Genomic DNA, 22941 nt, shown 5'->3' on the forward strand with positions numbered 1-22941 from the left:
CATGCTAGCCCTTCGCCAAATCGAATTCTCCGTTGGTACCAAAAACATATTGGATGTCGATGCCATCGATCTAAGTCATAGCACCATGGGGGCGTTACTTGGGCCCAATGGTGCTGGCAAGTCGACCCTGCTTAAAGCCGTGAGTGGCGATATTAACGCGAACGGATCGATCTTAATCCATGGCCGAGCACTGAGCGACTGGCCCGCATTGGAGCGCGCAAAACATGTCGGCGTTCTGCCGCAACAAAGTCAGTTGACCTTTCCGTTTTCAGCTGAAGAAGTCGTGGCGTTAGGGTTAACGCCGTTAACGCTAAATCAGGCAGAAGCCAAAGTTGCCATTCGCAGCGTGATGCAAGAAACCGACTGTGAACGTTTTGCCAATCGCCCTTTTCCGAGCTTGTCGGGTGGTGAGCGTCAGCGTGTGCAATTAGCGCGAGTGTTGTTACAGCTCAGTCAAGCACAAACAACGCCGTTGTTATTGCTAGACGAACCCACATCGGCACAAGACTTAGGCCAACAACATCAAATTTTGGCCTTGGCCAGAGAACTTGCTCATCGACGTGGTTTTGCTGTGCTCGCTGTATTGCATGACTTAAATCAGGTGCTGCAATATTGCGATCAATGTTTCGTCATGAGCCAGGGGAAACGCGTTGCTAGCGGCACTCCGGCCGACGTATTAACCGAGCAAATGATTGAGCAACACTGGCACCATCGCGTTGAACGTTTAACCTTAAACTCCGGTCAACTCGCCGTCATCTAACAATGCTGTTGTTCAACAACCGTAACAGCTCACCATACCGACTAGCGGCCATAATATGACCGTCTCCAGTCCAGGTAACCGTTAGCGTGGCTGCTTTCTAACATCTCATTGTTATTCGCCATCTGGTTATTTGTTTTCGTCAAAAGGCAACCTTGTAAGCGCTTTCATGTATAATTCGTCAAACACTTTTTGTTCAGTATCGCGGCACTACACCACGAACCAATCAAGGTATGACATTTTCTTTGAAACGATTTATTAATTTTAACGGCGATGCTGGGCGTTTATTTGCGCTCAACGGCCTTACGGCCATGTCTTACTCGTTGATCATGCCGATCATGAGCATATTCTTAATTCAACATTTACAAGCACCACCGTCCTATATTGGCATCTATACGGTATCGACCGCGCTATCGGGTGTTGTTTTCAGTCAATTATTAGGAACCATGCTCGACCGAGGAAAAAGTGGCTTGTGGTTGTTTTTGGCGGCGATGACATCAGCATTGATTGCAGCGATTGCTTTTGCGCAGGTGCAAACATTTTGGCAGGCACTGGTCATTGGCGTGGTGCTCATGGGTTTTGCCAGTGCTGCATTCCCCCTGTTGTTAGCAATGATCCGAAACTATGCCGATCATAGCGGCAAGAATAGTCTCGCGCTGAATTCACAAATGCGTTCGGGGGTGTCTTTAGTTTGGATTGTGGGGCCGACCATGGCCTTTACTGCTGTCGATTGGCTCGGGTTTTCTGCAAATTTTTACCTGTCAGGCGCAATTAGCTTGTCGGTTATTTTACTTGCCTGTGTCGCACTACCGAACCTCAAAATGGTGAAACCGCCAGAAGGTAACAAACAGCCTACCAAACCGATCCCAATGCAACTTTGGTTATTGGGCGCGGTGATGTTGCTCGGCAACCTAGCCAACAGCCTTTACCTGACCGCCATGCCTCTTTACCTAACGCAAGAATTACATTTGCCGTTAGCGTTACCTGGAATGCTCATGGGATTAACGGCTGCATTAGAAATTCCGTTTATGTTGCTCGTGCCACGTTGGGCTGGCCGCTTTGGCCGCCATCATATGTTGAATGCCGGATTTGTGGTCGCCCTCGCCTTCTATTTGTTATTGCAAGTTGCCGATAGCCAAATCGAGCTAATTCTATTGCAATTATTAAACGGCATATTCTTTGGCATTTTTGCCGGTTTAGGGATCAGTGTGATTCAAGATGCGTCAACTGAGCGTTTAGGTTTTGCCTCTGCCTTTTATACCAATGCGATGCGCACCGGGATGATGGCAGGAACCGCGCTCGCCGGCTTACTCGCTCAATTTTGGAGTTTCAAGCTGGCGTTATTCGGTGCTGCGGTTGCGACCGTATTTGCAATGGTAATGATGCTGGTGTTGCGTTGGTTTACGCCAAAAGAAGGTGATACTGCGCCGGTATAACAGGCCGCAAGCAAGAGTAACTTGCGGCGCAATAGTTTGCCTTTAAGTATTGGATATTATTTGACTGAGCCGCCAAGCGCCTCAACCAACCCACGATTAAAGTGGCATTGATCGGTTGCTAAATTATCGGCCATTTGCAGCAAAATCCTTTTAGCTACGTCCTTTTCTGGTTTAGGTCCACGGTTACTTAAATAATTGCGGATGACCGAAAATCCGGCCGGATGGAAGCACTGCCAAGGCTGCGTTGAGCGCGCAAATTTCTTTGTTGTCCACCAACTCCAACCCACAGGTCTAGCTTCCATCAGCGCGGTGACTTGGGTATTAAAGGCAAGCCAATCATGCCAGTCTAATTCGTTCCAATTTTCGCCCCACTCACCAAACCAAACAGGATGGCCAGCATCCATGACATCTTGTACCGACTGCGGGAACTCAGCGATCGATGTTGGCGCCGGGTAAGCGTGGTATGAATAGGCGATATTCGGATCCCACGCGGGCAGTAAATCCTTCATGTTTTGGCCCCAGAAGCCACCTTCTAAAAACATGATCTTGGTACCATTATCAACCGCTCTAAATGCCTTGGTTAGCTCAATGTAAAATGCCCGCAGTTGCGTGTTGTCATGCTGATCCATCTTGCTTTTACCTAGCGCTTCAGTACCGGGCATCATAGGTTCATTCAACACATCGTAACCAATAACCCATGGGTTTGATTTGTAGCGTTCAGCAAGCATTTGCCACAGGGCTATTGTCTGCGGCCAGTAGATTTCTGACTGCTCCCACAGCCTTGCAACACCGCCTGAATCCGCAATATTGTGGATACTTTGACCGCCGGGCGCGGCATGCATATCCAAAATGACATACAAGTGATGCTTGCTGGCCCAAGCCACCAAATTGTCGATCAACGCAACGCCTGACGGATCAAATACGTAAGATGTGCCGCCTTGTTGGTCACGCGGCATCAAACGTTCGGCATTAAATGGTAAGCGAATAGAATTGAAGCCCCACGCTGCAACCTGCGCAATGTCAGACTCAGTGACATAATTTTGTTCATAACGCTTAAAGAACGTTTGAGCGGTGGCTTCATCGGTCATATCAACAATGGCGCGACGAATCGCTTGCGGTGAGTCATGGGGTTTCGGAAAATCCAACATGTAACCTTCAGGCATAAGCCAACCACCCACGCCAAAACCTCTTAACACCACTGTGTTGCCTTGTTGGTCGATTAGCTCAGCACCTTTTATTGTCACATGGGATGTTGGCTCGTCATTGCTTGCTTGCGCAACAGCAACAGTCAAAATGCAAATCGAAAAGCCCCAAGTAAGCGCTTTCATGGCTAGTGAAAAATATTGATAAATTTGAGCGTGAAACGGCATCGTTAAACTCTACTCTAAAAGAAACTGCGGTTAGTATTGACCAAGACCGCCTGTATTTGAAATGACTTCATCGCGACGAAGAAGCAAATTGTGATCGTTATACCGTCATCAAGTGCTCGTTCCTCCCCTCGTTAACAAGGAGGTAACGAATCAACACAGCTAAGGTGAAATGCAGGTCAATGCGCCCTATTCAACAACCGTTTGATAAGCACTTTTAGCTAACTGCCAAGCATGACCCGCTATATTTTTTCCTGACAAGACTTCAATGCCAATATCAGCGGCAGTTGCAGCCATCGTAACCGGCGAAGCACCCAATACCGCACTACCAACTAATGAGGTTACGTAACCTTGATCGTCACCACTGAGTGCAGAATATGCGTCTGAAACTAACGGCACATGTTGCATGGGGTTGACCATATCTACCGCATCGTCCCAGCCGATTGAACCGCCGTCAAATAAGTTGTTGGTTAAACGCTGATAAGCTTGTGTAAATAGTTCACCATCGGTAATGGCATCGGTCTCAATGTCGACGTTTGCTAACGACACACCTTGTTCAATTTGGTCGCTCACACTAACTAAGTCGGGCGTAACAAGTTCATCAGCAACATCAACACTATCGGTTAACGAAGCAATATCCGATAAGGACGTTAAGTTGTCGAACGAGCCCGTGAGTTGCTGCTGCAATTGTACAAATGCATTACTCCAACTTTCGCCACTAAAAAGCTCTGACATGCTGATGGGGGCAATTGCCTCTACCTCCACATCGTCAATGGCAACCGTTGCTGTACTTTGGGCCGATGATAGCGCTCCAGCAACATCATCGAATGTGTCTGATGTGACGTTTTGTTCGGAGCTATTTGCAGACCACAACGATGTTAATTTAGAAGCAATTTGTTCGCCGAAATTTAACCCTGAAATATTCATCTAATAACTGCTATTCGCGGCAATGATTTGCCGTTTACTCTATTGATGGATAACTAACGGTTTTATAAGCAAAATTCGAACCGACTTATTCTCCGAGCGAGATAAAAATAGACAACCGCCTGCGAACGGCCGAATTAACACCTTTATTACGATTAAAGCCGGATACCAAATACTGAGCTAGCAGTAACCTTTCAACAATAGCCATTGCAATAGGCCGGAATAAAATTGCCCACGTTGGCAATTCGTTAGCGCGCCAAAGGGCCAGCCCACCCGCTAATTCACGCCCAACCCATTACTATCTCGCATCCAATTCCTATCTAGCAACAACAGGCCAATCGAATTCTAAGAGCGATTAAGGCTTTTATTGCCGCTATAGCCGGGCGCAATAACAAGCTCGTTGATGCCATCGAGTACATTACTGTTGCGCAAATGGAGTTGGTAAGCAGCGCCTCGCAGGCTCGCCATGCCAGAACAATCCACATTCCAGCGCCGCAATAAATACCCGGCCAGCGCCACCTTGGTATTAACAGCCAGTACGCCTTCGTCCATGCCATAGTCCATCTCAATAGCTTGTGGATGCTGAACGTTGACTGGGTGAGGCACTAACTCAAGTGTTAATGGTGCCTGCCAATGGGTGTCGTAACTGGCAGATTCAACTTCATCAACACTATCTGCCAGCACCGCGACGTCACTGATCCGAGTCAGCACAAAATCTCGAAACGATTGGGTTTTGCGATCATAAGCGCGGACATGCCAACGCAGACCATTATCAACAATGGTATGAGGCACTAAAACGCGCTCACTGGTGCCGCTTGTCAATGATGTGTACGTTACTTTTACCGGGCGCTGGTTGATCACCGCTTGAGACAGACGAGCAACCACAAATAAGTCGGGCACATTAAGTTGCGTCGGTGCTGTCACAGGAAAATCAACATCGCCCACGGCATCAAAGCTGTCTGATATTTGATGGGCTATTTTCATCAACGAGGTGCGGGTGTCGTGTTTGAAAATGGGTTTGAACCCGTTGGTGATGAAGTACTTTTTAGCCCCGTTGTCGTAACGCATATTGTCAGGCGCACGTTCTTTGTAAAGCGACAGATCACGACTAGCTGCAGCAAGCCCCAACTCAAACCGAGTCACGATCTCGCTTCTCATGATGTAGCCGGTAAACAATAACTTAAAATCGATATAGGCTAGGCGTTGCTTCTGGGCAAAATTTTGATGTTCCATTGTGTCGACAAACTCTGATACTGACTCAAACAAGTGATTTGAGTCTGTATCATTTTGAGTCAAACATCAATCGTGATAATGCCCACACGACTCAATGACGTGTAACCTATCAGCCGTCAGCCATAATCACTGCTGGTGGTTGGTTCAACGCATGCCAGTTGTCGCCATAAAACTCAGCCATAATTCGATCGAACGTGCCATCGGCCTTTAATGATTCTACGGCAGCGGTAAGTTGTGGAATTTTATCGAGGTGATTTGATTTTTTACTGAGTTGTAACCACTGCGCTTTTTGACCAATCACCAGCGGACGACCAATATTCAGATCGCCTCGAGCAATAAATTTATTGAGTTGGTATCTGAGCGGAAATAGGCTGCCCGCGACAGCGTTAATTCGCTTCGAATGGATCATTTGGGCAAGCTGCTCGTAGGTTGCCATTTCAACTGTACGAATAGCTTCGTTGTCGTCAAACCGCTCACTTAAATGAGAGCCACGGGTCTTGCCAACGGTTAACTCATGCAGATCGTTGTAGCCTTCAATATCAAATTCAGCTAATGGGATCACTGCCGTTTCGACAAAGCGAATGAGAGCAACATATTCGACTAACGGCGAGCGAGCTTCTGAACGAAACACGATACCGCCATCATGCAAACCAACGCGCATGCTCTCCCAAATTCGAGCATACGGCATCAACTTTAAATTGAAGCAAAGCCCTGAGCGTTGCTCAATCGCTTTTAAGTAGTGCCAATGAACGCCACTCTTTACTGTGGACGATTTGACAAACCCTAGCGGCTCGCTGTCGATCACATGCATATTGAGGCAATCATCTTGCGGCGACGCGAGACTAATTTGAGAAACAATTAGCAAGCCCAATATACTTACGAACTTCTTCATTTAGACACCTGTCTAGACATCCATGTCAGGCCACCACACGGTGACACTCGATCGACAGTACAAAATACCTTCGCACTTACAACCAATCCAAACTAAAAAGACGAGACATCCGATCCGCGCCAAGAGGTTTATTATCGCCCTGTAATATTATTTTCTGGTACGACCTATTTATTTAGCTTAAATAACAATGTGATGATTCACCAGCTTCAGCTTTGCCACATGATTCACAAACATGTAAATCGATAGCAAACTTATTTGGCTACTGGCTAGCTACTGATGGCTGAGTATTGCGAAATTGCAAACCCTAAACCACCGACTAGAAACACAAAGGCTTTCACAATGGGCTGCTGGTAGAACTTACGGAAAGCGCCATCGGTACGCCGTTCGATTAACTCAATCACCATCTCTATTTGTTGTTGACTACCGAGGTATTGGTCCGTTCCCACCCCAGTAACAGGCTTGCCATAACTCACTAAGCCTAACTGTGAAACAGACCGCTGAAAACTGGATGTTGAGCACCGTAACGAGTCGGTACCACCCTCGCCGGCTTGTTGTGCCTTAATCGCGGCAACCCGTAATTTAGATAGTATTTTTGCGCGCGCTTTGATGGCCGCACCGTTTAGCTGAAACGCATTCATGGTGCATATCGCAACATTGATAGCCAGCATGAGTGCCAACGGCAAAGGGAATTGCCAGTTATCGAAGTAGTTGGTGGTCGACAAAATGGTCAGTAAGATCGCTAAAAATGGAAAATAAACCATGTGGCTAACATGTTTACTACGCCAAGCAATCAGATCAATACGAGTTGCGTACTCAGCCAATTTAGGCGGAACTTGCAATCGTTCCTGCCAGTAGTGAAGGTTTGCTGGCGTCATGGTCAGATCTGGTCGAGACAATGCGCGAATCCAAATACTGCACTGGCGCGTCACGTCAACAACAAAGAAGATGGTATACAGCATGGACAGTACACTGATGATAAAAACCAGCCCAATGACAAAAAGCATTGGGCCGCGTATGTGGGTCGGAAATCCTTCGGTGAAAATGAGCCACAAACAACTAAAAAACACCATATAGATAAATGTATTGGTACACACTCGCGCAACGCGCGGATAGCTAGAGCTGTAATAGCCGTACTGACGCCACAGTGTAGCTAAGCGGATCCTTTCATTTTGTTTTGCCGAAACAAGCTCATTTTCCCACCTCGCAAGGCGCTTAATTCGCCAGACTTTTGCAGCCATCACACTCCAAGCTACAAGCAAACCAACTATGATTAACAGCCACCAAAAATAGAACACTTGCGACGCCCCTAACATTTTATATGCCGCCATTGGCACCATACAAAACACGATCAATGCAATCACCTTATCGCATTGCCACCCCACAAAATTGCGTATTAAACGCTTACCAAAGCTGCTATGACCGGCCAGTTGCCACAGTTTTTTATAAAGCCCCGACCTGCGCGTCCGGCGCCGATATGACGGTAAACCAAAGGTGCTTTGGATCCGCTGACTATTTTTGTTTAATTCAATTAAGCTTCGCCCCAAAAATATAAAGCAACAAAACGGAATAGCAGCGCGAATATAGGCCGCTGGCCACGCACTAATGCCATCGAACACCAGCGCCGGCTCAGGTTGCGCGAACCAAGGGCCCAGCATCACGACGGTTAACGCCATATAAGTAGCGAGCGCAAAAAAGACCGCTGCATCTTTGCTATTGAACGATTTAATACCTATTCGATTAATAGGTCGCTGGCCATAATTAAGGCGATAGCCGCCAATCACTAACCCTGCGGCAAACAACAACAAAACTGAAAAGCCAATGGTCCCAATGTTTTTCATAGGCAGGTAATTAACTTGATGGATGTCGTTAGCATTGTTGGCAATGGCGATTCCGCTTCGACTCGGCGTTGAATGTTGCGAATCAAATCGATTCAGCAAACGTACGGGCCCATTGCGGCCAACTTCAATCATCACCGGTTCGATGTGACTTAAAATATGATCGATTGGCTGTGGGCTAGTCACATCCTTGCGAAACAAAGCTTTGGTAACCGTCGCTCGATCAACGGCTAATAATGTCGCGATATAAACTGCGGATTGGTAACTACTTCTAAATGGCGGTACCTGCTTCTGAATACCGGGGTTCAGTTTAAGTCCAAAACTAGACGCAATAATGAGATTCCGTGTCCACATGTAGTCAGCGGCATGGAACCATTCGGCATGAGCATCGGTGGTAAAAAACAAGGCTTTGGGGAATCGTTTTTTCAACGTTTTAAGAATGATCAGTTGATCGTAAACATCGTTTCCCAATAAGCCGATTGCAGCAATACCTTTGCCGTTATGCTGCTTTAATTGCGTATCGCGGTAACTCATTTCCATGCCCAGACGATCAATGTAATCATATTGAGCTGGCCCAACTGCACGTTGCTTGTTGATTCCTTCTAAGGCCATCAGGCTGTCTTGCTGATCGTCATTATCGCCACCTGACAATGACATCGCAGGTTGAGCACCCGATGCAATGCCATCAACACCGCGCAAATATGAAAACTCCAAAACCTGTTTGCATGAGTCTTGGCCTTGGCAAAATGCATCCCTGAATGCCTGCGGTAATGCCCGGCCATACTCACTGTCTAATTCTGAAATAAGCACCACACTCGAGTCACTATGCAAACATACCGGCCCTTCTCCATCGCATTTAGGCTGTGAATCGTCATTGTGTTTAGCTTCTCGATCGTCATTGCCTACGGGCTCTGGCTCGTACTTAATTCGGTGAGCGGCTAATTCCGTAACCAGCCGATCCGCCAAGATAAAATCATGATTGATGGTTCGGTGAAACTTAAAATGGACACCTTGCACTTGTGCACGTTCAATATTTTTTTTGAGTTGTAATTCGGCCAATAAGTGCTGACACAACAGCAACTCTCGCCCTTCCAGCTGATCTTTAACGCATTCTTTGGGGATGTTTAATTCGGTCAACTTACCTTCAGAAGGGATTTCTTGGCTCAACACGGAGCGGTTTAATGCTGCCACCGGCATGGTTGAAAATGGTGAAAAGATTTCTACCACAGTTTGCTGCGGTGGCTCTGAAGGGAAAGCTATACCCGTTGAGCTTTGCGCTTCCTCCGACAATTGGCCAAGCAAGGCCGAGTCTGAAGGACCGATGATTTTAAGCGCGCTATCTGCGCCCAAGTTAAGCCGCTCGGCTAATGTGGCAATCCGCGTTAACGGACGTTGAGCAAATTGCTTTTCATCAAGCCATAAAACCAACACCTTGGGTGCACAACTGTCACACGTAGTTGTGGAACATGAAGTGGTAGGCAAAGCATCAAACCACTCGAATGGCACATCAAACGATCGTGGCGGGATCGATTGCCCAGGCACTGTTGCTGCCAAACTTTTAAATTGATTTACGCCAATCAGTTGAGTTTGCCGCGGAATGTACGAAGCACGCCGCAACGCTGTCACCAACGCATAACGATAGGATCGGCGACGTTCGCTAAATGCGGCATACGGTGTGGTATTGGTCATGATCCCCAACACCGTAATGTTGCTTACCCCGTCAACTAATGGTTTGAGCGAGGTGTCAAACGAAGCAGGCGATTGACTGCCATTCGGCGGCTTGTTGTTGAGGACGGCACGAATAGGATCTTGCCACAAACGTGCCGGCGCAACCGATTCGTCCGTGACTAAACGAACTTGCTCGGCGTCAGACGGGCGAGTGCTGGTTGGCGCTACATCAGAGAACATTAACGATCCGAGAGTAACCAGCAACACCACGCCAACGAGACCAAATATGGGTCCATTTTGTTCTTGCATCATGTCATCCTGACAAAGGCTAAGTTAGCTTCAATCCCTAGCAGACTGCGGCACGATATCGGTACTAAACGTAAATGAACGTAATGCTTTGAACAGATACGTGGTATCAATCGGAGCCTCAACTGTTGCTTTGACATATTCCTCATTGCGATGAAAGACACTCCAATCAGCAGTATCCAAGGCAATGAAGTCAACTTCGGTTGATGTCGTTTCACCGGGCTCTAAGTGACTCGTAAAGTTATTACCAACAAGTGAGACCGGATTGCCTGACGACGACAGTGGAGCGGCATAACGGGTTTGCTGAACTAACAAATAAGGACTTAAAAATTTGAATCTGGGTGCACCGAGTTGGGTTGCTGCAGGGGCAGTATTGGTCAAACTAAACCGGACGCTGAAACGCTCACCTTCGTTAATATAACGCCCGGATTTATTACTGATTCGCGATGACAAATATAGGTAGCTAGACGCTAGTTCAAGTAACTCTTGCATAATGGCACTCCTTTGCGCGGCAGATTGCTCGCGGGGTTAGGTTTGCTGGATTAGCCGTGGTTACTGCAAAAACCAGTATCAAGCGTAGTTAATAAAAACAAAATTGATTAATATTTAACCAGCCCATTTATCGGTTGTGTTGCCGAACGCACAATTGACAATGTTTGAAGCGCTGCCTGTGACGCTTTAGACTGATGGTTTGAGCGTTATGATTTGAGAGTTTCCCTTTGACTAAAAAAGTTGCAGCCTTGCTTGGCCTATGTTTGTTGTTGGTGAGTTGCGCTAAATCAGACTGGCGCACCGCTAGCCGAGAACCTGCTGGCATTGCACCAGATCCTCAAGTTGATAAATCAGCGGTCATTGAAGTTTATGCCGCAGATGCCTTTAGTTGGCGCGGCTGGTTCGCCGTTCACACATGGGTCGCAACCAAACCGGCCAATGCCGAAGAATATACGGTGTATGAAGTGGTGGGCTGGCGCCTTAGACGTGGCCTGCCCGCCTTGCATGAATACCAAACGTCCAATCCTGACCGTTATTGGTATGGTGCCCGACCGGAAAAACTGTTGGCAATTTCCGGTGACCAAGCTTCCGAGTTAATCCCTAAAATTGAAAGTGCAGTCAAGCGTTACCCATGGGCAGATGAATACACTGTATTCCCCGGCCCCAACAGTAATACCTTTCCGGCATGGCTTGCCTTGCAAGTACCAGAGCTTAATCTCGATTTGCCCTTTAGTGCCATTGGCAGCGGCTTTGCCACCAATGATGAATCGACTGATTAAATTAGCCATAACGCACTAGTAGGCAAATCTCTTTTGGCTTGGGAGCTGATTTGCCAATGCGCCGTTCATTAACAATCGCCTGACTCTTCACTGCTAGCTCCCTCTTTCCGGGAACAAAGCGAACGTTTGCATTGCGAAGCGCACTAAAGCGCGATTGCAATCAACTCGGTCGTTTTATTGTCCCTAGTCAAATCCCCTCCGATGTTCCGACCAGTTCTTGTGAAGATTTGCACATTATCGGGGCATCAGTCGGCATACCATTTCAATAATAAAAGTAGGGTTATTTGAATCGTTACCGTTTCAAGGCTTTAAAGCCAAGATAGGCTCCAACGCTACTGAGCAGAATCGCTCCGAGGATTTTCGACCACCAACACCTCGCCCGCTCAGATAGTCACCTTGAAGCACAAGGAGATTAGGTTATGTCTATTTCACCCAAGCCAGACAGCAGTGCTGACGCAATTTTTCCAGGTATTCCAACCGTTATCCATGGCAATGGCGCTGTCGCCCATGTGATGTCACATGTCTGTGGCGGCGTAATTGGTTACCCCATTACCCCATCGACTGAAATTTCAGAACTATACGAAGCATTTCGTGCCCAAGGTGGCTGCAATGTATGGGGTGAACATCCGTTCTTTTTTGAGCCTGAGGGTGAGCATTCTGCGCAAAGTGGCGCGTTAGGCGCCGCGTTGACCGGCGGTAAATACATGTCGAACGCTTCATCGAGTCAGGGTATTTTATACGGACTTGAATCTCACTACGTGACGGTGGGGAAAAAAGCGGCGGGCTTTGTATTGCATGTAGCCGCTCGTTCAGTCTCTCGCCACTCCTTAAATGTGATGGCTGGCCATGACGATGTCTACGCCCTTCTTTCCGCCGGTTACACCACTTTATTTGCCAGTAACGCCCAAGAAGCTGCCGATCTTGCAGCAATAGCTTATCGTGTCAGTGCTGAATCGCTGATCCCTGTTGCAAATACCATGGACGGCTTTGCAACGAGTCATATTCAAAGTGAAGTGCAGTTACCTGAGCCAGAGCTATTGAAACAGTATTTGGGCTCACCGACCGATCGAATTGCGGCGCCAACCGAAGCACAACGCATGCTATACGGTGCCAAAGGGCGTGTTTGGCAACTCAATCAATTTATCAAAAAATACCGAGACCAATGCTGGCCAGACAAACTAGCATCGCTAACTGCATACATTGGTACACACGATGAAAACCTCGAACAAGACGATGCAGCGGCGCTACTCGATGAGACCTTGCAGTGGCTTCCCAATGAACTCCACGCAAAATGGCGGCGAGCCTGGCTCAACGCTTATCCGAAAGGCAGTCGTCAGCGCGTTCCAGCATTAGTTGATACCCATAACCCGGGCTTAACCGGCGGGGTGCAAAACCAACCTGACTATCAGGCCGGTATTGTCGATCACAACACTCACTTTATGAGTGACGTGGGCCCAATGATCGAACAAGCCATGATCGATTACGCCGCTCTCACCGGCCGCCAGTATGCCCCCGTGATGGACTTCATGTGTGAAGATGCTGACTATGTCATTGTTGGGTTAGGCTCGGTCACCGACGATGCGGAAGCTGTAGCAAGCTACCTACGCCAACAAGGGCAAAAGGTTGGCGTCTTGTCTATTAAGCAACTACACCCATTCCCCGAAGCACAAATCGTTGAAAAACTAGCAGGTAAAAAAGCGGTCACGATTCTCGAACGGTGCGATGAAACTCGCCTCACAGAGCGCGTGAGTCGCGCCTTATTTAAGGCAAGTGAAAATGCAGTGACTCTGCGCCATGCAGACATTCCAGCATTATCCCAAGCGCCGCAAATAAGTACCGGTGTGTTTGGCCTCGGTGGCCACGATCTGCAACCATGCCACCTGATCGCAGCATTTGAAAATATGTTTGACGCTGCCAGCAAACCATTCTTCTACTTGGGTAGCCAGTTCTTCGACAAGCAAGCATCCGGCGAGCTTGCGATTATTCAACAGCGTTTACGTGATGCTTACCCCAATACTGAACTCATGGCCTTAGATATTGGCGAAAATCCAATACTGCTGCCTGATAGCGCAATGCGGATCCGTTTTCACTCTGTAGGAGGCTATGGCACCATCGCTACGGGTAAATTACTCACGGATATTTTGGCAGGCACATTGGGCCTTCATTCAAAATCAATGCCGAAATATGGCTCTGAAAAATCAGGCGCACCAACGAACTTCTTCATTACCCTCTCTCCTGAGCCCATCAAAATAACCAATGCTGAGTTGCAGCAAGTTGAAGTGGTGTTATCACCCGATCATAAAGTGTTTATGCACACCAACCCACTTAAAGGGCTGGCGGCCAATGGCACCTTTATTTTGCAAACGGAGCACTCACCACAGCAAGTCTGGCAAGAATTACCTGCCACTGCTCGCCAGTATATTCGCGACAATAACATCGACTTTTACGTTGTTGATGCCTTTAAAGTGGCACAGCAGCACGCGCCAACACCCGACCTAGAAATACGCATGATGGGCATTGCCTTTATTGGTGCTCTGTGTGGTCATGCTGATCAAGTAATTCATGGCACTGACGCCAAGCACATGTTGCAGCGTATTGAGGAGCAAATCAGTAAGAAGTTTGGCAGCAAAGGTGACAAGGTCGTTGCCGGCAACATGTCGGTTATCAAAGATGGTATGGAGGCAACACATGCCGTTAACTACAACGAATTTGACGATCCACAACTTGTTGAAGAAGCCACTCAGAGCAAAGACGATAGCGGATGCAATGCAAGTTGTGGCTTATTCGACCACGCCTACTTCGATGATATTGCCGGTAAGCGCTATGCCGATGGTTCGATTGGTGATGCGCCAGTGCTACCTGGCTCAGGTATGTTCATGCCACCGGCCAGTGCTAAAACAAAAGACAAAGGCCTATTCCGGCTAAACGTGCCCACTTACGATGCTGACCAATGTACCGGCTGCATGGAATGCACCATTGCTTGCCCAGACGGCGCCATTCCAAATGCTGTCCATGAATTACATGACATTCTAAACGCCACGATCAGTCAGTTGGCGATCCCACCGGCGCAATTAGAGTTAGTCAAAGCTCAAGTTCCCGCCATTTGCGATGGCATACGCCACGAATACCGTACCAACCGCAATCGCCAGGGGTTAAGTCAGGTGATGTCGCAAGTTGTTGCAAGTATGACGTTTGCCAACTTGGGATTACAGCAACACTTAAATGTCGTCAGTGACGCGCTGCAACAGTTGCCGTATGCCCGCACCAAACCCTTTTTTGATGCCATGGAAAACAATGTTGCAGGCACAGGCGGGATGTTTAGCGTAGCGATTGATCCAACCAAATGTAGTGGCTGCATGGAGTGTGTTGATGTCTGTGGCCCTGGAGCATTAAACAAAGTGCGCCAAACCGGCGAATTGCATGCGCAAATGCACAAGGTGTTCGATCAATTAGCGGCCATGCCAAACACGCCTATTCGCTTTATTGAACAAGCAACCCAATCCAGCGGTGAGGCCAAACGCCTATTGCTGGATCGAGACAACTACTATGCCATGAGCTCCGGTCACGGCGCTTGCCGCGGCTGTGGTGAAGTGACAGCGTTGCGGTTAGTTACCTCGGTCAATCACGCCCTACAGCAACAACGTTACAACGCACATATTGCTCAGTTGGAGCAGTTAATCACGCAGCTCGAAGACAAGCGTGAAACGTTAATAAATGACCCTGCAGATCCAAATCGGAAGGCGCGCATTGAGCAAACCATTGCCGTACTTGAAAAGCGTTTGTTCCACTTCGAGCACGGCCCAACGGGCAACGGACCATCGAATGCATTAATTGCAAATGCGACCGGTTGCAGCAGTGTGTACGCCTCTACGTTTCCATCGAACCCGTACAATGATCCGTGGGTTAACAGCCTGTTTCAGGACACCCCAGCCATTGCCAAAGGGCTTTTTGAAGGTGAAGTGGCCAACCAAATCAGCCAATTCAAGGCCATTCGAAGTGCCAAGTTAGACATTGATGATCTTTACGATCCGAGTAGCCACGATAACCAGCTTCGCTATTTAGAATGGGAGCATTTGTCAGATCAAGAGCTCGCACTCTTACCAACCATATTAAGCATTGGCGGTGATGGGGCGACCTATGACATAGGTTTTGGTGCCCTATCCCGTTTGTTAACCACCTCTACACCGGTCAAGGTACTAGTGCTTAACACCGGTAGTTATTCCAATACCGGCGGTCAGGCATCAACGTCTAGCTTTACCGGGCAAGACTCTGATCTGAGCCGGTTTGGGCACGCGCATAGCGGCAAGCAAGAAGCGCGAAAAGAGCTTGGCATTATTGCGACCTTCCACCCGAAAGTGATGGTGGTACAAACATCAACGTCGCTGCAGGGCCATTTTATGTCAAACCTGATTGAGTACCTTAATTATCAGGATGCACCTGCATTATTCGATGTCTACACCCCCTGTTTGGGAGAGCAAGGCATTGCTGATGACGCCAGTACGCGGCATGCTCAATTAGCAGTAGATAGCCGCATGAGCCCTGTGTTCGTGCACGATCCACGTAAAGGCGAAACCTTAGCAGAACGCTTCTCGCTTGAAGGGAACCCTGATGTTCAGCACGATTGGGCGACCCAAACCATGAGCTATGTCGATGCCGATGGCATCACTCAGCTTAAGCAAGTCGCATTTACGCCTGCTGACTTTGCCCTACGAGAAGGACGCTTTAAGAAACATTTTAAAGCCGTTGATACAATTGATGACTTAATCGCTGTCGCTGACTTTATTCAACTTTCGGTGACGGAGCGTTTAGGTAAAGTACCGTTTATTTGGAGCACAGATCAGCAACGTCATTTAGTACAACTAGCCGTTTCGAGCTCGATTGTTGCGTTGACCGAAGAGCGTCTGCGCAACTGGCGCATGCTGCAATACATCAGCGGCCAGCATTTGGTTAACATTGAACGTGACTATCAACAACAACTGCAGCAATGGCAACAACGCTATGAAGCCGCCGTTAATGCCAACGAACAAGCCATCGACAATATTGCCAACGGTTTGGCCGAGTTGGCGATGACTGCTGGTGCGTTATCGCCCGCTCAGACGATTCCGGTCACTGAGATAAACGATAACGAAATTGCAGCCAGCGCCAATAACGACATGCCGCTAGTTGATATCCCCGATGACGAACAATGCCAATGTACGGACTGCAAAACTTGTTACCAACAACTTGGCGAAGTGTTCGAAAAAACCACCATTGTTGATGACGGTGTTGCCAAAGTCGTCAGTAGAGTCATACCTGGGGCGCTCGATCATATACAAATCACTGACGAATTGATTCGCCGCATTACACACATCGCAGATGAATGTGATGCCGAGATCATCCACGTCAATCCAGCGACGGTAGCGGAGGCTTAGTTATGGCAATGTCCCTATCACAATCGCAACGCGACATGCTGATGCAGCAAATGGAGCACAATCCTCAGCGCTTTCAGCAAATGATTATTGAAGAGAGTCAGCGCGCCATTAGACAAACTCTAAAGCAAGGCAATTTGTCAGAAGCCTTTACCCATAAACTGTGGGAATTATTATTGGCCGACAATGAGTTGAGCAAAGCCTTACAACGTTATCTGTGGCGCGTGCCCTTGAAACAAAAACGCTATTTTGTGCAAGCGCTCGATAACCATTTGTCGGGCTTGTACCCGATGTTCAAAGGATTGTCACAAGATTGGCCCGGCAAATCGAACATCCCACCGTATGTACGCCCGCCGGAAGAACGAAGTAACGACTTTGATCTCGTTAGCCAAGGTTATTTGGGCTACACCAACCTAGGTTATAGCCTGCGTGAAGTTGAATTGTTTGTTTGGTTGGAAGTGCTTCGCGACAAGCAGTGTGAAGATAGCCCTTGCGAAACCGGCATACCGATCTGCAATGCTCAGGGCGAAGAAACCGGCGAGTCTGAGGGCGGTTGCCCGGTTAAAATTCACATTCCAGAAGTCATAAACTTAATGGGACAAGGCAAATTAAAAGCCGCCTTTGAACTCATACGCGATGCCAATCCTTTGCCTAACGTAACCGGCCGCGTTTGCCCGCAAGAATTGCAGTGCCAAGGTGTTTGCACCCTCAATGAAAAACCCATCGAAATAGGTCAACTTGAATGGTTTTTACCCCAACGTGAACGCGAGCTAACCAATGGTGAATTACCAGATGTAGCCATCGAAAACCCTTGGGCAAAAGCAAACAAGCCACCAATAGCTATTGTTGGTTCAGGCCCTTCAGGTTTGATTAACGCTTATTTGCTGGCCAAAGAAGGTTATCCGGTAACCGTGTTCGAAGCCTTTCACGCCCTTGGCGGGGTATTACGTTACGGTATTCCTGAATTTCGCTTACCCAACCAACTCATTGATGATGTAGTTGCCAAAATTAAAGCCTTAGGCGGGCGTTTCGTAACCAATTATATCGTTGGTAAAACCGCCACCTTGGCTGATTTAAAGCGTGCTGGTTTTGCCAGAGTATTCGTTGGCACTGGCGCTGGCCTCCCCCGCTTTATGAGCGTTCCTGGCGAGCATTTGCTTAACATCATGTCAGCCAATGAGTTCCTAACTCGGGTTAACCTAATGCATGCCAACGAGGCGCAATACGAGACGCCCTTGCCCGAGGTAAAAGACAAACAAGTTATGATCATCGGTGGCGGCAATACCGCGATGGATGCCGCCCGCACTGCACGTCGATTAGGTGCTCACGTCACCATTGTGTATCGACGTACCCAGCAAGAAATGCCCGCTAGGGTTGAGGAATTACATCACGCTTTAGAGGAAGGAATAGCGCTCAACGAGCTTCGCTCGCCTTGTGAATTTCATGGCGATAAAAATCACTATGTTGCACGCGCAACGTTAGATGTAATGGTGCTAGGTGAGCCTGACGCTTCCGGTCGTCGTCGCCCTCAAGCCACTGGTGATACCCAAGTAGTGCCCGTCGATTTAGTGATCATGGCGTTGGGCAACAGTTCAAACCCCATCGTCAAAGATGCTGAGCCCGATTTAACCACTTCAAAATGGGGAACATTGGTATTAAACAAGGGCTCACAACAAACGTCTGTTAGCGGCATATACAGTGGCGGCGATGCCACTCGAGGTGGCTCTACGGCCATTAAAGCTGCCGGCGACGGTCAGGCTGCAGCGAAAGAAATCATGCAAGGCTTGAATTTCAACGACAAGGAAATTCATAACCTTGTAAGCCAAGCCAGCAATTACACAGATCTAGGTCAAACACCGCCAACAATCGTCAAGCGGCGCCAGCTAACTGAAGAGATTGTCGAGTTGACAATTAAAGCACCGCTGATTGCTAAGTCCGCAAAAGCAGGTCAGTTTGTGCGAGTTCTAGCGGATGAAAAAGGCGAGCTTATCCCGTTAACCTTGGCAGACTGGAACGAGTCCCAAGGCACCATTGATTTGGTGATCCAAGGGCTAGGCACTAGCTCCAAGCTCATTAATCAGATGCAGACGGGTGATAGCTTTGTGGCCATTGCTGGGCCACTTGGCCAACCCAGTCATATTGAGCCCCACGCTAACGATAAACGAGCGGTATTTACTGCCGGAGGTGTAGGCTTACCCGCCGTCCATCCGATCATGCGCAGCCACTTAGAAGCCGGTAATCATGTCACTTTAATATCCGGTTTCCGTGGCGAAGCACACTGTTTTTGGACCGAGCCAGGCGGCCGCGTTGAGGCACTAAAATCGAACTACCCTGATCAGTTAAACGTGATCTATACCAGTAACGATGGCAGCTTCGGCAGCAAAGGGTTTGTCACCATCCCGCTAGAGCAAATGCTAATTGATAACAAAGAAGCCATTGCTGAAGTGATCACCATTGGCCCCCCTATGATGATGCGCGCAGTGAGCGATCTGACCAAAGGTTATCAGGTCAACTGTGTTGCGAGTCTAAACTCCATCATGGTGGATGCCACCGGTATGTGCGGTGCCTGTATGGTGCCTGTCATGGAGAACGGTAAGTTGATCCGCAAGCACGCTTGCATTGACGGCCCGGAAATCGACAGTCATGTCATTGACTGGGACAAATTGCTGCCTCGGTTTAATCAATTTAAGCCGCAAGAGCATCAAAGTCAGATTGATCACTTACTGATCGACTAAATTAGATTAATGATCGAACTCCACGTACAGAGCCCGCGTTTTAAGTGGGCTCTGCTGTTTTTCGCTACGAAGAATGACCTAATATTCGTCCAACGAATTTTTACGCCATCAAATGTGACAGCACCCTATTTCTTAACCGTAACCAAACAGAAACTTAATGTATAATGTGCTGGTTATTCGAGCCTATATGACGGAGTTTTGGCCAAATGCAGTACGGAATACAAGTGCATTACACCGCACGATTACTGATGTGGTTTGCATTAATTGTCGCAGTCGCGTTCCATACCGCAGCCTTTTCTCAACAAGCTCCCCTACCGTCACAACTTAACACTGACATCAGTACTTGGTCGGGCAAAAAACTGTTAACGACATCTCGTTCACTGCGATCGTCTGATTTGCAACAGAGTTATCGCTACGCCGAAGCCGCGCTAAACAAAGCAAAACGTGAGAAGAACCTTGCCCTATCGGCACAAGCTCATACCCAACTTGGCAAGTTATCGAAGCAGTTAAAAGACTATGCCGCCGCCAAATATCACTTTCTACAAGCATCTAATATCGATAAAGATCTTGGTAGAGAACGCACACACCTAACGTCACTGATCGAGTACGTAAAAATATTATTTATAACCGGTGATGTTGCTGAAGGAATTCGTGTAAGCGACGAGGCGATTGGCGTTGCGACACATTACGGCGACAAATCCCTCATGAGCCGGTCATTAAGCACAAAAGCGAATGGCTATTACAAAAATGGCGACTATCTCAGTTCAATTGAAGAATACCAAAAATCCCTGCAATTCTTAGCCGGCGACGATCCCAAAGAACAGCGCGCTTTGGCTGCTATTCACCATGAAATTGCACAGTCATATAAGCGGTTAAATAATCCACAGCGCGCATTGGCGTCATACCAACAATCTTATGAGTTCAGTACGGAAATTGGAGACCAAACCAAATCAGCGCGCGCGTTAAAAAATATCGCTATTGTGGAATACCAACAACACAACTATTTGTCGGCCATTCATCATGCACTGCAAAGCATAAGTCTTTACGAGCAAATTGATGAACCGCTCGATCGTGCCGAGTTGGCATCATTGCTTGGTATGGCTTACCGCAATATTGGCTTATACGAAAAATCGCTCAGCCATACACAAGCGGCTCATGATACCTATCTCAAGTTAAACGACACCGACAAAATTGCCGACACATCCAATCAAATTGGTCTTTTATATACCCGACTTGAAAAGCACGAGGAGTCACGATCGTTTTACCAACTCTCGATTGATCTCAACGATAAAGGCATCAAGCCCACCACCCTTGCGGCGGCTTATCGCGAGCTTGCAGGCATTGACTACCTGAGTGGTAAATATGAACAAGCAATGGAAATGGCCGAAAAGTCGATTGCTATCTATTTGTCGAACAATGATCTGCTCAGAGCGTCACATTCGATAAAGATAGTCGGACATATTTATCGCGCCCAAGGAAATCAGGCTGCCGCGTTAGACAGGTATGAAACGTCACTCGATTTTGCCCGCCAATCAAATAGTAATGAGCACTTAATCAAATCGCTGAATGCACTCGGCGAGTTCTTGATAGACAAGGATGAAAACCGAGCCGCATTGCTACTTGAAGAATCGATACGTTTAGCGCAGCAAGAAAAGCTAGAACAACATGCCCTGTATGCATACAAGGCGTTGAGAACGATGCACGGTTTTCGGGGAAACACCGCCCTATCGCTCGACTACGCGATAAAAGAAATCAGCGCGATGGAGAAGTTGAGCAAACAGCAGGATGCGTTTGAAATCAACCAGGTAAAAGCAAAATTTGATTCATTTAAGTTGGAGTCCGAGTTGAAGAATTTACGAAAGCGGGTCCAAATTGATGAACTCAACATCGCCAAACAAAACGGCGAACTCGAACTTATCAAACAAGCCAACATGATTGCAGAATTGGAGCTCACCAAAAACAGATATGCCAATGTCGCGCTCGCGACGCTCTTGCTATCGTGTTTCATCGTTGCAATTTTTCTGATTAGAACGTTCTCATCATATCGACGGCGCAACAAAGAATTAAGTGACTTAGCGATTCGCGATCCGCTGACCAACTGCTTTAACCGCAGAGCCTTGCTTGAGCGACTCGACAACGATTTCCAGTCTCCCGTTTCGCCCTTTTCATACGCCGTTATTGTTGCCGACATTGATCGCTTCAAGAGCGTCAACGATACCCACGGTCATAATGTTGGTGATAGCGTCATTAAAGGCGTTGCGGAAATTTTTCAGAAATCAGTGCGTCAAAACGACTTTACTGCGCGGTTGGGCGGCGAAGAGTTTTGTATCTTGTTACCCGGCGCGAGTATCGATAAAGCAAACGACATTGCTGAATCTATGCGCAAAGAAATAGCCACTAACTCATTCAGCAACGTCGACGTGACCTGTAGCTTTGGCATCGCCGCAGCAGACTCAACAAATGTGTCGACCAACGCGCTGATGATTCGTGCGGATAAAGCACTTTACGAATCCAAGAAGCAAGGAAGGGATCGTGTTTCGGTTTGCCGTGATGACACTTAGGCAGTTACAGCGCGTAGCTCGCGCCACGTTGAGTCGTTAAACAAATTTAACAGCGCGGTTTTATCAAACGCCAGAATGACAAAAGCCCGCAGCTCTTTTTAAAAGAACGGCGGGCTTTCTATATAGATGGCAAAGCTGGACGGATTATGCGGTGCTGCGCACCTCCCCTTAGGACCATCGCTAGAGTGATGATGTCTCGCCCGTCGCACTTGGCTTGTACCCACGGAGCTCTTCACCCTCCCAGTTAATTAATATTTAGCAACTGGAGTTTCAATGTTTACGGAGCCTTAAAACGACGAAAGCCTGCTATAAAAGCAGGCTTTCTGAATAAGTGGCGGAGAGGGAGGGATTCGAACCCCCGGAAGGTTTGACCCTTCGCCTGATTTCAAGTCAGGTGCATTCAACCGAGCTCTGCCACCTCTCCGCAGGGGGCATGTCGAAAGTCCGCGAATTGCGTACTTTCTATATAAATGGCGGAGAGGGAGGGATTCGAACCCCCGGAAGGTTTGACCCTTCGCCTGATTTCAAGTCAGGTGCATTCAACCGAG

12 protein-coding genes and 1 tRNA gene are annotated in these 22941 nt (G+C 47.9%); 6 read left to right on the forward strand and 7 right to left on the reverse strand.

The genetic code is table 11. The features are described 5' to 3' along the window. Position 1: 1 nt before the first annotated feature. Both K0504_RS11140 and K0504_RS11145 read left to right on the forward strand, forming a co-directional pair. Positions 2-760: a heme ABC transporter ATP-binding protein gene (locus K0504_RS11140; RefSeq protein WP_220104274.1), complete on the forward strand. Its 759-nt coding sequence runs from the start codon at positions 2-4 to the stop codon at positions 758-760. A gap of 242 nt (positions 761-1002) precedes the next feature. Further along, entirely contained in the window at positions 1003-2193 is a 1191-nt protein-coding gene (locus K0504_RS11145; protein WP_220104275.1) for a sugar efflux transporter, read from the forward strand. A gap of 56 nt (positions 2194-2249) precedes the next feature. Here K0504_RS11145 and K0504_RS11150 read toward each other — a convergent pair whose 3' ends face one another. The 6 genes from K0504_RS11150 to K0504_RS11175 form a co-directional block, all read right to left on the reverse strand. Then, the gene (locus K0504_RS11150; RefSeq protein ID WP_220104276.1) at positions 2250-3563 is read right to left on the reverse strand and encodes a glycoside hydrolase family 5 protein; all 1314 of its coding nucleotides are present in this window, start codon (positions 3561-3563) and stop codon (positions 2250-2252) included. Positions 3564-3749: 186 nt separating this feature from the next. Then, positions 3750-4487 carry a hypothetical protein gene (locus tag K0504_RS11155; RefSeq protein WP_220104277.1) on the reverse strand — a complete coding sequence of 246 codons (738 nt, stop codon included), beginning with the start codon at positions 4485-4487 and terminating at the stop codon, positions 3750-3752. Positions 4488-4829: 342 nt separating this feature from the next. Continuing rightward, complete coding sequence (locus tag K0504_RS11160) at positions 4830-5717, reverse strand: WYL domain-containing protein (protein ID WP_220104278.1); 888 nt, start codon at positions 5715-5717, stop codon at positions 4830-4832. A 109-nt stretch (positions 5718-5826) separates the two neighbouring features. After that, on the reverse strand, positions 5827-6609 hold the full coding sequence (locus K0504_RS11165; protein ID WP_220104279.1) for a substrate-binding periplasmic protein: 783 nt from the start codon (positions 6607-6609) through the stop codon (positions 5827-5829). Between the two features lie 266 nt (positions 6610-6875). Beyond that, positions 6876-10424: a hypothetical protein gene (locus K0504_RS11170; protein WP_220104280.1), complete on the reverse strand. Its 3549-nt coding sequence runs from the start codon at positions 10422-10424 to the stop codon at positions 6876-6878. Between the two features lie 27 nt (positions 10425-10451). Then, positions 10452-10910 carry a hypothetical protein gene (locus K0504_RS11175; RefSeq protein WP_220104281.1) on the reverse strand — a complete coding sequence of 153 codons (459 nt, stop codon included), beginning with the start codon at positions 10908-10910 and terminating at the stop codon, positions 10452-10454. A 227-nt stretch (positions 10911-11137) separates the two neighbouring features. Between K0504_RS11175 and K0504_RS11180 the strand changes: the two genes are divergently transcribed. From K0504_RS11180 to K0504_RS11195, 4 genes are all read left to right on the forward strand, one after another. Beyond that, positions 11138-11689, forward strand: coding sequence for a DUF3750 domain-containing protein (locus K0504_RS11180; protein WP_220104282.1), 552 nt, complete (start codon positions 11138-11140; stop codon positions 11687-11689). Positions 11690-12108: 419 nt separating this feature from the next. Further along, the gene (locus K0504_RS11185; protein ID WP_225918092.1) at positions 12109-17100 is read left to right on the forward strand and encodes a 2-oxoacid:acceptor oxidoreductase family protein; all 4992 of its coding nucleotides are present in this window, start codon (positions 12109-12111) and stop codon (positions 17098-17100) included. A 2-nt stretch (positions 17101-17102) separates the two neighbouring features. Beyond that, positions 17103-19832 carry a sulfide/dihydroorotate dehydrogenase-like FAD/NAD-binding protein gene (locus tag K0504_RS11190; protein ID WP_220104283.1) on the forward strand — a complete coding sequence of 910 codons (2730 nt, stop codon included), beginning with the start codon at positions 17103-17105 and terminating at the stop codon, positions 19830-19832. Positions 19833-20038: 206 nt separating this feature from the next. Beyond that, entirely contained in the window at positions 20039-22393 is a 2355-nt protein-coding gene (locus K0504_RS11195; RefSeq protein WP_220104284.1) for a tetratricopeptide repeat-containing diguanylate cyclase, read from the forward strand. Positions 22394-22725: 332 nt separating this feature from the next. On the opposite strand, the gene K0504_RS11200 is transcribed toward K0504_RS11195, so the two are convergent. Continuing rightward, a tRNA-Ser gene (locus K0504_RS11200) sits at positions 22726-22817 on the reverse strand. Between the last annotated feature and the right edge of the window lie 124 nt (positions 22818-22941).

Origin of the sequence: Neiella holothuriorum, from assembly GCF_019457915.1 — a bacterium.
Lineage (GTDB): Bacteria > Pseudomonadota > Gammaproteobacteria > Enterobacterales > Neiellaceae > Neiella > Neiella holothuriorum.